12 protein-coding genes are annotated in these 13,964 nt (G+C 66.5%); 1 reads left to right on the top strand and 11 read right to left on the bottom strand.

The window, feature by feature from the left end; translation table 11 throughout:
• Positions 1-38: 38 nt before the first annotated feature.
• The 4 genes from DEBA_RS12050 to DEBA_RS12035 all read right to left on the bottom strand — a co-directional run bounded on the left by DEBA_RS12050 (position 39) and on the right by DEBA_RS12035 (position 4,116).
• Positions 39-1,442, bottom strand: a complete 1,404-nt coding sequence (locus tag DEBA_RS12050; RefSeq protein WP_043814439.1) for a DUF2142 domain-containing protein — start codon at positions 1,440-1,442, stop codon at positions 39-41.
• Between the two features lie 96 nt (positions 1,443-1,538).
• Complete coding sequence (locus DEBA_RS12045) at positions 1,539-2,684, bottom strand: PP2C family protein-serine/threonine phosphatase (protein WP_013259212.1); 1,146 nt, start codon at positions 2,682-2,684, stop codon at positions 1,539-1,541.
• 46 nt (positions 2,685-2,730) lie between these two features.
• Positions 2,731-3,396: a LysM peptidoglycan-binding domain-containing protein gene (locus DEBA_RS12040; protein ID WP_013259211.1), complete on the bottom strand. Its 666-nt coding sequence runs from the start codon at positions 3,394-3,396 to the stop codon at positions 2,731-2,733.
• Between the two features lie 75 nt (positions 3,397-3,471).
• Positions 3,472-4,116, bottom strand: coding sequence for an endonuclease III domain-containing protein (locus DEBA_RS12035; RefSeq protein WP_013259210.1), 645 nt, complete (start codon positions 4,114-4,116; stop codon positions 3,472-3,474).
• A gap of 171 nt (positions 4,117-4,287) precedes the next feature.
• On the opposite strand from DEBA_RS12035, the gene fusA reads away from it, so the two are divergent.
• Positions 4,288-6,336, top strand: coding sequence for an elongation factor G (gene fusA / locus DEBA_RS12030; RefSeq protein ID WP_013259209.1), 2,049 nt, complete (start codon positions 4,288-4,290; stop codon positions 6,334-6,336).
• A 22-nt stretch (positions 6,337-6,358) separates the two neighbouring features.
• Here the strand turns inward: fusA and DEBA_RS12025 are convergent, their stop codons facing one another.
• From DEBA_RS12025 to obgE, 7 genes are read right to left on the bottom strand one after another with little or no spacing between them, the layout of a single operon-like run.
• Positions 6,359-7,870, bottom strand: a complete 1,512-nt coding sequence (locus DEBA_RS12025; protein WP_013259208.1) for a beta-barrel assembly-enhancing protease — start codon at positions 7,868-7,870, stop codon at positions 6,359-6,361.
• 10 nt (positions 7,871-7,880) lie between these two features.
• Positions 7,881-9,434: a 2,3-bisphosphoglycerate-independent phosphoglycerate mutase gene (gpmI, locus tag DEBA_RS12020; RefSeq protein WP_013259207.1), complete on the bottom strand. Its 1,554-nt coding sequence runs from the start codon at positions 9,432-9,434 to the stop codon at positions 7,881-7,883.
• Between the two features lie 5 nt (positions 9,435-9,439).
• Positions 9,440-9,892, bottom strand: coding sequence for a ribosome silencing factor (gene rsfS, locus DEBA_RS12015; RefSeq protein ID WP_013259206.1), 453 nt, complete (start codon positions 9,890-9,892; stop codon positions 9,440-9,442).
• The gene (gene nadD, locus DEBA_RS12010) at positions 9,889-10,551 is read right to left on the bottom strand and encodes a nicotinate-nucleotide adenylyltransferase (protein ID WP_013259205.1); all 663 of its coding nucleotides are present in this window, start codon (positions 10,549-10,551) and stop codon (positions 9,889-9,891) included. Before nadD ends, rsfS begins: the two co-directional genes overlap by 4 nt.
• The gene (locus DEBA_RS12005; protein ID WP_013259204.1) at positions 10,551-11,807 is read right to left on the bottom strand and encodes a glutamate-5-semialdehyde dehydrogenase; all 1,257 of its coding nucleotides are present in this window, start codon (positions 11,805-11,807) and stop codon (positions 10,551-10,553) included. The genes nadD and DEBA_RS12005 overlap by 1 nt, the downstream gene beginning before the upstream one ends.
• Positions 11,789-12,955, bottom strand: a complete 1,167-nt coding sequence (gene proB, locus DEBA_RS12000; RefSeq protein WP_013259203.1) for a glutamate 5-kinase — start codon at positions 12,953-12,955, stop codon at positions 11,789-11,791. The genes DEBA_RS12005 and proB overlap by 19 nt, the downstream gene beginning before the upstream one ends.
• A complete protein-coding gene (gene obgE / locus DEBA_RS11995; protein WP_013259202.1) occupies positions 12,942-13,964 on the bottom strand; it encodes a GTPase ObgE in 1,023 nt (340 codons plus the stop codon). Before obgE ends, proB begins: the two co-directional genes overlap by 14 nt.

Genomic DNA, 13,964 nt, shown 5'->3' with positions numbered 1-13,964 from the left:
CTTTTGGCTGGGCGTTATCTGTTTGGCGGTGATTGTATTCAGCCTTGCGTGGCGTAATAGCGCAAAACAAGCGTGTGGGCCAGATGATAAGCGCTGGCGATAAACCAGGCGGCAATGGCCGGCGAGGCCAAGGCTGGCCGCTTGAGGCTGAAAACGTTTGCCGAACCGCTTAGGGCGTAGGCAAAGATGATCGCCGGCGTGATGAAGTAACGGCCCTGCACGCCGGTGATGACCTTTGATGGGTGGGGTGTCCAGGCGATGAGCAGCGCGAAAAATATCAGCGCAAGCGATGCAAGCGCCATGAAAAGCAATAGCAGCCGTGCCGGATAATCTTGGCGAATATTATTGATTGATAGCGAGATAAGCGCCGTGAAAATCAGGAAATACGATGTCGCCGCATAGTAGTGATCAGCCAGTTTGGCGTCGAGCCAACCCAGCACGCCGATGAATGATTCACGATAAAAAAGCAGCAAATCGTCATTTTGCAAGGTGTTCCATAACAAGCTGAAAAAAACGCGTGGATGCGTCAGGTAAAATAGCAGCAGTTGGCTGACGCCCAAGTCACGGGATTGGCGCAGGTCCATGGTGATCGACATGGACAGGCCGATCCAGCCCAGCGAGGCGACGGTCACCAGCAGGCCAAGCAGCAGATCGCGCTTGGATCGGCGCAGCAGGGCGCAGACAAACGGCAAGGCCAGCAGCGGCAGCAGGTGGGGTCGGCAGGTGACCAGAATGAACACAGCCACGGCCATGGCGTGGCTCATCCACGGTCTGAACTCGAGTCGGCGGTCGGCCACGCGCAAAAACAAACCGACCGCGACAAGCGTCAGCGCCGTGGTCAAGCCATCGATGTTGACCGTTGCCAACTGAAAAACGCTCATGGGCAGAAGCAGCAGCGTCAGCACCAGAAAGTTGGGGCGATATATGCCCAAGGCGAGGAATATCAAGGCCAGGCAGGTGGCTGACAGCGTAAAGCGCGTCAACAGATATGAATGATATAAACTGAGGCCGAATAACTCGCCAAGGCCCAAGCCGATGGCGTGGGGCGCGTAGATCAGCGGGAAATAATATCCGGCGCCGGGCGCCGGTTCGAAAACCGTTTTTTTCGTCCATGCAATATCGTTGGCCGACCGCTGCATGGCCCGTGTCACTGTGTTGCCTTCGTTGTGTGGCAAATACAGGTGCGCGGCGATAAACGCGGCCAATCCCTGGTCGATCATGCCGCCCGATCCGTGCGTGGGATGGACGTCGAGCATGATGACGCCGCGCGTCAACAGATAGGCGCGTTTGAGGTGGCTGCATTCGTCTGGCGACTGCAGCGGCGGGACAATGGCCGAATAGACCGCGACCAAGGCCAGCAACAAAGTGAAAACCAGCGCCTTGGCGCGTTGGTTGGGGTCGGCCAGGCGGCCGAGGGCAAGGGCCGTGATTTTCGCGGTCACCGCTTGCTGACCAGCGTCCGGGTTTGTCGCCACAGGCCCGTGTTCCCGTGTTTGTTCTGGTTGATGGTCCGGCCCGGGGCCTCGCCGGCGGCGGGTCTATTTCAGCCTGAATCGTTCAAAGGCCTGACGCAAGGCTTTTGAGCCGCCACCCATGCGCCACCAGAGCAGACTGGCCACGGGCAGGCCCAGAGCGATCAGCCCCACCAGCAGCTTGGGCCAGGCAAAGCTGGCCGGCGCTTCCGGTTGGCTCGGCCCTTGGGTTTCTTGCAGGCCGGAAAGCACGCCCAACACCAGCAGGGCCAGCGCCAGCGTGGCTAAAAGCCCCAGGCCCAACAACGCCGCCATTTGCGTCCGATCGCGACGCCGGGCGGGCGGCTTGTCGCGAGGCGGCGCTTCAAAGCGCGGCGGCGGCTCGGGCGCGCGGATGTTTGGCGGCGGCTCTTGGCGCGCCGCCTCGGCGACCGGTTCGGCCTCGGCGAGGCTCAGCGCCAGCTCGTCAACGGCCAGTGAGCCGATCTCCGGCCGCCTGGGGTATTGGCCCACCTCCACGCCGACAATCGAGGCGCTGTCGGCCTCGGCCCCGCCCTTGGCCAGGGCGCGGCAGGCCAGGCGCACGCAGCCGTCGGCCAAGGTCGGCGTGGTTTCCAGGGCTCGGGTGATTTCGTCCTCGCCCAGTTGGCCGTGCAAGCCGTTGCTGCACAAGATGTAGATCTGGCCCGGCGCGATGGCCTCCACCCGCAGGTCGATCTGCATGGTCGGATCCTTGCCCAGGCGGCGGGTCAGGGCGATGCCCACGGCGTGGTCCTGGGTCAGGCGCTCCAGTTGGCCGTCGGAGAGGCGATAGGCCCGGCAATCGCCCACGTGGCCCAGGATGATGAATTCGTCGGTGAACACGGCCACGGTGAGGGTCGCGCCCATGGGAGCCTGGATGCTTTGCTTGAGCACCTGGGCGTTGGCCTTTTGCAGCGACTCCTTGAGCAACTCGCCGAGTTCCAACTCGCTCAGGCGACGGCCGCGCAGGCTGTAGAGCCTGGCCAGCAGCAGGCTCTTGACCACGCCGATCGCCGTTTGGGCGGCGTGCAATCCGCCCAGGCCGTCACCCATGCCGTCGGCCACGGCGGCCACGGCCAAGGTGTTGCCGCCCGAAAGCACCTGGGCGAAAAACAGGTCGTCTTCGTAAAATGGGCCGCGGCCAACGCCGGCATAGTATGCGCCGGTCAATTTGGTCGGGCTGGAGCCCATGGCGTCCTCTCTCCGGGCGGGCTTGGCCGGCGCGCCCGACCAAGCCTCAGCGGGCCTTGTTGATGGTCAGCTTTTGGCCTATCAGAATGTTTTGGCCCTTGATGTTGTTCCATTTTTTCAGATCGGCCACGCTCACGCCGTACTGTGTGGCGATGGCCGTGAGCGTCTGGCCACGGCGCACGGTGTGCGTGACGCTCTTGGCGCTCGGCGCGCTTTCGGCTTTTGCTTTTGCCGCGCGTTTGGGCTGGCTGGCCGGCCTGCTGGACAACTCGGCCACGGCGGCCTGCAGTTGTTGGATTTGACGCCGCAGTTGGGTCACGTCGCCGCTGTCGGCGGCCGGCCGGTTGCCGCGGGCCAAGACCACCACTTGCTGCTCCAGGCGGCCCAGGCGCGCGGCGATGGCCGACATCTGAGCCGGTTGGGGCGGCTTTCCGACGATATTTTGGGGTTGGGGCGGTGGCGGCGGCGGTGCGGGGGCTTCGCCGGGGACGAGCCACAGGGTGAACAGGCTGAGCAGCAAAGCCGCCACCGAGCACGCCAAGGCCACCAAACCCAGCGGCGGCGGCGTGGTGGTCGGTTTGGCCGGCGGCAGAGGGTTGGCGTTGGCCTGGCGGGGCGAAAAGTCGCCGGAATCCAGTGAGGGGCCGTCAGCGCCGAAGCTTGGCGAGGAGGCGTCCAGGCCTGGCCCGTTTCCGGTGAAGCGGTCGTTCATCGTGCTTTCTCCTTGGGAATAACCGCCTGTCCATGGGCGGTTATATCATTTGCCGCGCGGTTGGGGCAAGTTTGCCTAAAAATCTTCCAGAGGGCAACCCTGGCACAGGGGTTTGCTTTTTTTGCAGCGCTGTTTGCCCAGGCGCACCAGCAGGGCGTGAAATTCGTTGTAAAAGGCGGCGTCGTGGGGCGTGGCGTCCATGACCGCCTCTTGCAGGTCGAAATAGCCCATGGATTCGTCGGCCAGCCCGTGACGGCCCAGGATGCGAAAAGTGTAGGCGTCGACGACGAAGATGGGCCGGCCGGCGGCGTAGAGTAGGATGCTGTCGGCGGTTTCGGGGCCAACGCCCTTGGTGGCCAGCAGCTTATGGCGCAACTCGTCGGTGGGCCGGGCCAGCAGGCGGCTCAAACCGCCTTCGCGGTGGGCCTCCATGGTCCGCAGCAGGTGGCCCAGGCGGGCGGCCTTGATGTTGTAGTAACCGGCCGGCCGGATCAATTCGGCCAGCTCGGCCGGGGCCAGGGCGGCCATGGCCGCTGGCGACAGCGCGTCGGCCGCCTTGAGGTTGGCGATGGCCCGCTCGACGTTGGTCCAGTTGGTGTTTTGCGTCAAAACCGCCCCAACCATCACCTCGAAGGGCGTCTCGCCCGGCCACCAATATTGGGGGCCGTAAGCCGCAAAGAGGCGGTCATGAATTTCGCGCAGGCGCTGGCCGGTGGTCATGGGTCGATCATCACTCCCTTGCTGCCCCAGTCAGGGTAACACGGGCGGGGCGTTAACGCCAGGGCCGTTGACTTGACAGGGCCACGCCCGCGCGTAACATATCGTTGACCGGCATGCCGGTTAAGGGTAAGTTTGCCCAATTCCCAGAAGCTCCAAGCGGAAAGGCGCAGTATGGCCGGCGAGGCGAGATTGCGAAAGACACGGAACTTCGGCGTGGTCGCCCACATCGACGCGGGCAAGACCACATTCACCGAACGCGTGCTTTTCTACACCGGGCGCACCCACAAGATCGGCGAGGTGCACGACGGCGCGGCCGTGATGGACTGGATGGAGGAAGAGCAGGAGCGGGGCATCACCATCACCAGCGCCGCCACCACCTGCCAGTGGAACGGCCATTGGCTCAACATCATCGACACGCCCGGCCACGTCGACTTCACCATCGAGGTCGAACGGTCGCTGCGCGTGCTCGACGGCGTGGTCGCCGTCTTCTGCGCCGTCGGCGGCGTGGAGCCCCAGTCCGAAACGGTCTGGCGGCAGGCCGACCGCTACAACGTGCCCAAAATCGCCTTTATCAACAAGATGGACCGCATCGGCGCCGATTTCGAGTGTGTCCTGGGCCAGATGCGCGACAAATTGGGCGCCAACCCCCTGCCGCTGACCATCCCCTGGGGCGCCGAGGAACGCTTTCGCGGGGTCGTCGACCTGCTGACCATGGAGGCCATCACCTGGAGCGAGGCCGATCAGGGCGCGACTTTCAGCCGCGGGCCCATCCCCGCCGAGATGGCCGAGGCCGCCGCCCAGGGTCGCGAGCGCCTGTTGGAGGCCTGCGCCGAGGTCGACGACTCGGTCATGGAACGCTACCTGGCCGAGGAAGAAATCCCCCCTAAAGACATCAAGGCGGCGGTGCGGCGAGGCTGCCTGTCGCTGGCCCACGTGCCGGTGTTCGCCGGCAGCGCCCTGCGCAACAAGGGCGTGCAGCCGGTGCTCGACGCCGTGGTCGACTATCTGCCCTCGCCGTTGGACATCCCGCCGGTGGAGGGCGTCAACCCCCAGAGCGGCGAAGTGGAGATGCGCCTGGCCGACGACAAGGCCCCCTTGGCCGCGTTGGCCTACAAAATCCAGATGGACCAAGGCCGCAAGCTGGTGTATTTGCGCATCTATTCTGGCCAGTTGCAGACCGGGGCCGACGTTTTCAACGTGGTCAAGGGCCGCAGCGAGAAGATTTCGCGCATTTTACGCATGCACGCCAACAAGCGCGAGCGCGTCGAAGAGGCCAAGGCCGGCGAGATCGTCGGCGTGATGGGCCTCAAGGACACCAGCACCGGCGACACCATTTCGGCCAAGGATAGGCCAATCCTCCTGGATCCCATCCAGGTCTACGAGCCGGTGATCTCGGTGGCCGTCGAGCCCAACACCGTCGGCGACCAGGACAAGCTGGATCAGTGCCTGATCCGCCTGGCCGACGAAGACCCCACCTTCCGCTTCCGCGTCGACCAGGACACCGGCCAGACCATCATCAGCGGCATGGGCGAACTGCACCTGGAAGTGCTGGTTCACCGCATGGAGCGCGAGTTCAACCTCAAGGTCAACGTGGGCCGGCCCCAGGTCGTCTACCGCGAGACCATCGGCGAGGCGGCGCGGGTCGAGGAGACCTTCGACCGCGAGTTGGGCGGCCACCGCGAGCTGGGCCAGGTCGTCCTGACCCTGGCGCCCAACCCCAGGGGCGGCGGCAACACCTTCCGCGTGGAGGCCGCCGAAGAGGCCGTTCCCCAGGCCCTGCACGCCATGCTGGAGCGGGCGGCCATGGAGTCACTGGCCAGCGGCCCGGTGATGGGCTACCCCGTGGTGGACACGGGCGTGGTCGTGCTTGGCGGGGCCTTCACGCCGGGGTTGAGCACCGAGTTGGGCATGCGCATGGCCTGTTCGTTGGCCATGCGTCGGGCCCTGGACGCGGCCCAGCCCATGCTGCTGGAGCCGGTTATGCTGGTGGAGGTGCTGGCGCCGGAAGAGTTCATGGGCGAGGTCATCGGCGACATGAACGCGCGCGGCGGGTCGATCGAGGCCATCGAGCCGCGCCAGGGCGTGACCGTGGTCCAGGCCAAGGCCCCGCTCCGGGCGATGTTCGGCTATTCCACCAGCCTGCGTTCGGCCACCCAGGGCCGGGCGGTTTTCACCATGCAATTCAGCCACTACGACCGGGTGGACGAAAAGCGGCGTTAGGGCCCAGCCGTAACGCCCGGCTTCAAAAGTCGCGCGGCGCGCTACGCTGGCCGCTGATCCCTGGGCCGATCCACGGCGCGCGGGGGTCGTCGCGTTGCTCTTCTTCTTGCTCGGGGCCAGGCTTGCGCTTGCGCTTTTCCATCTCGCCGGGGTCGTTGAGTTCGTTGAGGGCCTTTTGGGCCTCTTGCCTGAGTTCGGGCCGATCGGCCAACTGACTGACCGCGCGCTCCAGGTGATAGCGGGCCAGGCGTTCGTTGTTTTCCTGCTTGAAGGTCAGACCCAACTGCAAGGCCGCCTCGCCCAGGTTGCCGGCTCGGCCCAGGGACGTGCCCAACATGCGCCGCGCCTCGAGGTTTTCGGGCTGGGCCTGCACCACCCGGCGGAAGGCGCTGGCGGCCACGTCGTCCTGGCCGCTGTGGGCGTAGGCCTCGCCGATGGCGAACAAAATCTGCGGGTTGCCCGGGTCTTTGGTCAGGGCCGCGTCGAGGACGCTCTTGGCCTCGTCCAGCCGGCCCACGCGCACCAGGCACAGGCCTCGTTCCTTGAGCGCGTCCTGGTCGCCGGGCCATTTGCGCTCCATCTCGTCGAGAATGCGCAAGGCCTGGTCATAGTCGCGCTTTCTCATGCTGAGCAGGGCCTGGCCATAGAGCGGCAGTGGCGAGCCGGGCTTTTCGCGGGCCATGGCCGCCAAGGTGTCGGCGGCGGTGTCGGGCGGGTCATAGAGGGCGATCAGCCGCAGCTTGACGTGATCGAAACGGTTGTTGTCGAAATGACCCTTGTAGGGCGGGTCGCGGCGGACAAGATTCTCGATGGCCTCCATGCGTTCGGGGCTCTGGGGGTGCGAACGCATGTAGGTGGGCAGATTGACGCCCATTTGTTGTTCCATGCGCCACATGCGGCGGAAGGTCTTGGCCATCTCCTGGCCGGGGTAGCCGGCGGCGGTCATGATCTTGTGGCCGGCCCAGTCGGCCTCGGCCTCGTCGGTGCGGCTGAAGGCCAGTTGCTGCTGGATGTTGCCGGCCATCGAGCCGAAGGTGATGGCCGAGCCAAGCTGGGGCGCGCCGGCCAGGGCCCCCAGCAAAATGCCCGTGACCATGCCGGCCATGGATAGGACGCTGCCGGGCAGGGCCTTGTCCATGCGCTTGGCGATGTGCCGCCGCCAGACGTGGCCCATTTCGTGGGCCATGATGCCGGCCAGTTCGGCCTCGTTGTCCAGGGAAGTGATCATGCCCCGATAGAAAAAGATATAGCCGCCGGGGATGGCGAAGGCGTTCATCTCGCTGGAGTCGGCCACGTAGAAGCGATATTCGAATTCCTTCTCGGGCAGATGGGCCACCAGCTTGGCCCCCAGCTTCTGGATGTAGTCGACCACCTCGGGGTCGGTGACCATGGGGATGGCGTTGACGACTTCCTGATAGGCCTGTTGGCCCAGTTTGCGTTCTTCCTCCAGGGACAGGGCCAGGGCCGGCGGGCAGGGCAGAGCGCCCAGGCCCAGGGCCGCGGCCAGCAGATAGACCAGAATGCGTCTGGCCATGTAGCCTCCCTCAAACGGTCGTGATCAGGCAGTGGCCGGTCATCTGGGCCGGCCGCGGCAGCCCCAAGAGCGTTAGCAGCGTCGGAGCCACGTCGCAGAGCGCGCCGTCGGCCAGCTTGGCGTTTTGGCGCGTTGGGTCGATCAATATCAGCGGCACGGGGTTGTCGATGGTGTGGGCGGTGTAGGGCCCGCCGCTGATCGGGTCGATCATCTGTTCGGCGTTGCCATGGTCGGCGGTGACGATGAGCTTGCCGCCCTTGGCCAGCACGGCCGGAACCACCCGGGCCAGGCAGGCGTCCAGGGTCTCGACGGCCTTGATCGCCGCCGACAGTACGCCGGTGTGGCCGACCATGTCGCCGTTGGCGTAGTTGATGACGATAAAATCGTACAGGCCAGAGTCGATGCGCGCAAGCACCTCGGCGGTGACTTCGGGCGCGCTCATCTGCGGTTTTTCGTCGTAGGTGCGCACCTCGCCAGGCGAGGGCACCAGCACGCGGTCCTCGCCGGGCACGGGTTCCTCGCGGCCGCCGTTGAGGAAAAACGTCACGTGGGCGTATTTTTCGGTCTCGGCGATGTGCAGTTGGCGCAGGCCGGCGACGCTGAGCGCCTCGGCCAGAGTCATCTCGATGCTCTGGGGCGGGAAGGCCACGGGCGCGTCCAGGTGCTCGTCGTATTGGGTCATGCAGACGTAAATCGCCAGCTTGGGCCGCCGGCCCACATCGAAGCCGGCGAAGTCGGGCTGGTTGAAGGCCCAGGTCAGTTCGCGGGCGCGGTCGGCGCGAAAGTTGAAAAAGATCACCGCGTCGCCGTCGCGCACTTGGCCCAGGGGTCGGCCCTGATGGTCGATCATGACCATGGGCTCGATGAATTCGTCGTATTCGCCCCTGGAGTAGGCCTCCTCCACGGCCAGCACCGGGTCTGCCTGCATCGCGCCCTGACCCTCGACCATGGCCCGCCAGGCCCGCTCGACCCTGTCCCAGCGTTTGTCGCGGTCCATGCCCCAGAAACGGCCGCTGACGGTGGCGATGGCCGCCTGGGGATAGGCCTCCAGGAAATCCACGAGTTGGCGCAGATAGCCCGCGCCCGAGTCGGGCGGGGTGTCGCGGCCGTCGAGGATGGCGTGGACAAGGATGCGCTCCACGCCCTGGGCGGCGGCCAGGGCGATCAGGGCCTCCAGGTGGCTTTGCAGCGAGTGGACGCCGCCATCGCTGAGCAGGCCCAGCAGATGCAGGGCCGCGCCGTCGGCCTTGGCCGCGGCCATGGCGGCCATGATCGGCTGATTGCGCGCCAGGTCGCCATCGTCGATGGCCTTGCTGATGCGGGTGATGTCTTGGTAGATGACCCGGCCCGCGCCCAGGTTGAGGTGGCCGACCTCGGAGTTGCCCATCTGGCCGGCCGGCAGGCCCACGGCCAGGCCCGCGCATTGCAGCTTGGCGTGGGGCCACTTGGCCAAAAGCGAGTCGATGAATGGCGTCTTGGCCAGGGTCACGGCGTTGCCCGGCCCGGCCGGGGCCAGGCCGAAGCCGTCGAGGATGACCAGCGCCACGGGTTGTTTGGCGGTCATTTTTATCAGTCGTCCCAAACGATTGCGCCGGGGCTGCTTTCGGCCTCCGGCGGGAGGGCGGCGGTCAGTTCTTGGGGGTCGAACTCCAGGCGGGGGGCGTCGCCCCACAGCGATTCCAGGTCGTAGAAAACGCGCACCGGCTCGTAAAAGACATGCACCACCACGTCGCCGAAATCAAGCAGGGCCCAGCGGCCCTCGCGCAGGCCTTCCTCGCCCATGGGCGGGCGGCCGGCTTTTTTGCAGACGCGGGCCACGTTTTCGGCGATGGCCTGGGCCTGGCGGGTGGAGCGGCCGGTGGCGATGATGAAATAGTCGGCGTATCCGGCCAGTTGGCCCACATCCAGCACGATCAGATCCTGGGCCTTTTTTTGCAGGGCGGCCGCCGCGCAAAGCTTGGCCAGGTCTTCGACCGACTGGGGCCGGGGCGGGCGCGGCCTGGGGGTTTGACGGTCGCTCATAGGGGGTTGTCTTGGTCCTGATAGAGTTTCATGTCTTTAATATAAGCCTCGACCTTTTGCGGCACAAGGAATGAAATGGAGCGGCCCCGGGCCACCTTGCGTTTGGTGTAGGTGCTGGAGACGTCCAGAAGGGTGGTCAGCACGCGGCGCGCGCCGTGACCGCCGCCGGGCAGGCGCACCCAGCCGTTCTCGGCCGGGGCGAAGCTGGGGTCGAGGCGCTCGCGCATGTAGTCCAAAAGCTCCAGGCGCGGGGCGCGGGGCCGGTCCATGACCACGAAATCGGCGTAGTCGAAAAGCCGCCGCGCCTCGTACCAGGTGTGCAGATAGAAAAAGGCGTCGGCCCCGATGATGAAGTATATCGCGGCCTCGGGGTTGGCCTCGCGCAGCAGGCGCAGGGTGTCGATCGTGCGGCTGACCCCCCCCCGCGAGGCCTCCATGTCGCTGACGGCCAGCAGGGGATGATCCTCCACGGCCAAGCGGCACATGGCCAGGCGGTGCTCCAGGCTGGCCCGCACGTCCTTGCGGTGGGGCGGGGTGGCGCAGGGCACGAAGCGCACCTGGGGCAGATCCAGGGCCTCGGCCACTTCGATGGCCCCTCGCAGGTGGGCGATGTGGATCGGGTCGAAAGTCCCGCCGAAGATGGCGATTTTCCCGGCCACTACTGGCGCACCTGTCCGTTGCCCAGGGCCACGAACTTGGTCGTGGTCAGCTCGGTGAGGCCCATGGGCCCGAAGGCGTGGAGCTTGCTGGTGTTGATGCCGATCTCGGCCCCCAAACCAAGCTGGCCGCCATCGTTGAAGCGCGTCGAGGCGTTGACCAGCACCAGCGACGAATCCACCCCGTCGATGAAGCGGCGGGCCCGGGCGTAATCGCGGGTGACGATGGCCTCGGTGTGCTGGCTGCCGTAACGGGCGATGTGGTCCATGGCCTCCTCCAGCGAATCGACGACCCTGACCGCCAGGATCAGGTCGAGAAACTCGGCGGGCCAGTCGTCGTCGTTGGCTGGCTTGGCCTGGGGCGCGATGGCCAGCGTGCGGGGGCAGCCGCGCAGCTCCACGCCGCGCAGGATCAGCGCCTCGGCGCAACGGGGCAAAAACGACTCGGCGATGTCGGCGTGGACGAGCATGGTCTCCATGGCGTTGCACACGCCGGGGCGGTGGCACTTGGAGTTTACGCAGATGTCGATGGCCATGGCGATGTCGGCGCCGCGGTCGACAAAGACATGGCAGACGCCCTTGTAGTGCTTGAGCACCGGAATGCGTGACTCGGCGGCCACGAAGCGGATCAGGCTCTCGCCGCCCCGGGGGATGATCACGTCGATCAATTCGTCTTGCTTGAGCAACGCCAGGGTGGCCGCTCGGTCGGTGGTGTCGATGACCTGCACGGCGTGGGCGGGCAGTTGGCTTTGCTCCAGGGCCTGGGCGATGAGCCGGCCCAGGGCCAGGTTGGAGCGCAGGGCCTCCTTGCCGCCCTTGAGCACCACGGCGTTGCCGCTCTTGAGGCACAGCGCCGCCGCGTCGACGGTGACGTTGGGCCGCGACTCGTAGATAAAGCCGATCACGCCCAGGGGGATGCGCTGACGGCCCACTTGCAGGCCGTTGGGCCGCCGCCACATGGCCGTCATCTCGCCCACGGGGTCGGGCAGGGCGGCCACCTCGCGCAGGCCCTGGGCCATGCCGGCGATCACGCCGTCGGAGAGCGTCAGGCGGTCGATCATGGCCGCGCTGAGCCCGGCCTCGCGGCCGGCGGCCACGTCGATGGCGTTTTCGGCCTGGAGCGCGGCCTTGTTTTGCTCGATGAGCTTGGCCAGCAGCAGCAGGGCGGCGTTCTTGCGGTCGGAGGGGGCCACGGCGACCCGGCGCGCGGCCTGGCGGGCCTGGGCGCAGACGCGGGCCACTAGTTGCTCAGCAGACATTCCACGCTCTCCTTTTCGTCGGGGCCAAAGACCACCAGATTGTCGCGGTGGATCACCTCGTCGAAGTCCTTGTGGCCCAGGCTGTGTTCGATCTCGACGCTGCGCAGGCCCTTGATCTTTTCCAGGTCGGCGCTGGAGTAGTTGCACAGGCCCACGCCGATGGTGCGGCCGTCGGGGCCGATGACCTTGACCGCCGCGCCCGGCCCGAAGCGGCCGCGCACCGCGCTGACCCCGGCGGCCAGCAGGCTCTTGCCGCCGGCGCTGATGGGCGCCACCGCGCCCTGATCGACGACGATCACGCCGGTCTGGTTTTGGCAGGCGGTGAAGGCGATCCAGTGCTTGCGGCTGGAGAGCGGGTGGCTGCGCGCCAGAAAAAAGGTGCCCAACTCCTGGCCGGCGAAAAGGCGGTCGAGGATGTCGTCGACCATGCCGTTGGCCACGATGGTGCAGGCCCCGCAGCGGGCGACCTTGTCGGCGGCCTTGACCTTGCTGAAGATGCCGCCGCGGCCCACCGCGCCGGGCTGGGTGCTGGCCGCCTTGAGCAGGGCCGCGTCGACCCGCTCGACCACCGGGATCAGCTTGGCCTGGGGGTTGGTCCGGGGGTCGGCGTCGAGGACGCCGTCGACGTTGGTCAGGTTGACCATCAGCGACGCGCCCAAAAGATTGGTGAGCATGGCCGCCAGGTTGTCGTTGTCGCCCAGCTTGATTTCGTCGACGGCCACGGTGTCGTTTTCGTTGACGATGGGGATTACGCCCCAATCAAGCAGGGTGTTGATGGTGTTGCGGGCGTTGAGATAGCGTTGGCGCGAGCGCAGATCGCCGGCGGTGAGCAGGATCTGGGCGGCCAGCAGGCCATGGGCCTCCAGGGCGTCCTCGTAGGTCTGCATCAGGCCGGCTTGGCCCAGGGCGGCGGCGGCCTGCTTTTCGGGGATGGAGCGCAACGCCGCCAGCCCGACCTTGGCCCGGCCGCTGGCGATGGCCCCCGACGAGACCAACAAAACCTGGCGCCCGGCGGCGCGCAGGCGGGCCAACTGGCCCGAGAGCAGCTCCACCCGCCGCTTGTCCAGGCCTTGGGGCCCGGTGAGCACGCCCGAGCCCACCTTGACGACCACGCGGCGGGCGGCGGCGACGATTTCAGGCCTGGTCATCGGTTTCTCCGCCGTCGTCGTGGCTCTCGACCATCGCGGCGATTTGCAGCAGCAACTCCTTGAGCCCCTGGCCGGTCAACGTGCTGCACGGAAAGACCAGCATGCCCTCGGCCTGGGCCCTTTGGGCGAACTCGTCAAAATTCTCGGCTGCTTGAGCCAGATCCATCTTGTTGGCCGCCACCACGCCGGCCCGCCGGCCAAGCTCCGGGTCATAGGCCGTAAGCTCGCCGATGATGGTGCTCAGATCGTTGTAGGGGTCGTCGGCCGACATGTCAACCACGTAGACGAACAACCGCGTGCGCTCGACGTGCTTGAGGAAGCGCAGGCCCAGGCCCGAGCCCTGGTGGGCGCCCTCGACCAGGCCGGGGATGTCGGCGATGGTGAAGGGATCGCCGCCGGGAACCTGGGCCACGCCCAGGTTGGGCGTGAGCGTGGTGAAGGGATAATCGGCCACCTTGGGCCGGGCCGCGCTGAAGGCCCGCACCAGGCTGGACTTGCCGGCGTTGGGCTGGCCGATGAGCCCCACGTGGGCCAGTAGCTTCAGCTCCAGGCGCAGGGTGCGTTTTTCGCCCTCGTTGCCGGGGTCGGCCCGGCGGGGCGCGCGGTTGGTCGAACTGAGAAAGTGCAGGTTGCCGTAGCCGCCGCGGCCGCCCTTGGCCACGATCACCTCTTGGCCGTCGGCCACGATGTCGGCCAGCAACTCGCCGGTTTCTTGGTCGTAGATCAGTGTGCCCACGGGCACGGTGACGCGCTTGTCCTCGCCGGCCCGGCCGTGCTTTTGCGAGCCCTGGCCATGCACACCCCGGCCGGCCTTGAAGTGGCGCAGATAGCTGTGGTCGGCCAGGGTGGCCACCCGGTTGGAGCCGACGATGATCACGTCGCCGCCACGGCCGCCGTTGCCGCCGTCGGGGCCGCCCCTGGGGCGGAATTTTTCGCGCAGAAAGCTGGCGCAGCCGTCGCCGCCGTTTCCAGCCGTCACCTCGATTGTCGCTTCGTCGATGAACCTCAT

The organism is Desulfarculus baarsii DSM 2075 (genome assembly GCF_000143965.1).
In the GTDB taxonomy this organism is placed as follows: Bacteria; Desulfobacterota; Desulfarculia; order Desulfarculales; family Desulfarculaceae; genus Desulfarculus; species Desulfarculus baarsii.
Note: the sequence above shows the minus strand (reverse complement) of the source record. Positions and strands in the feature narration are given on the sequence as shown.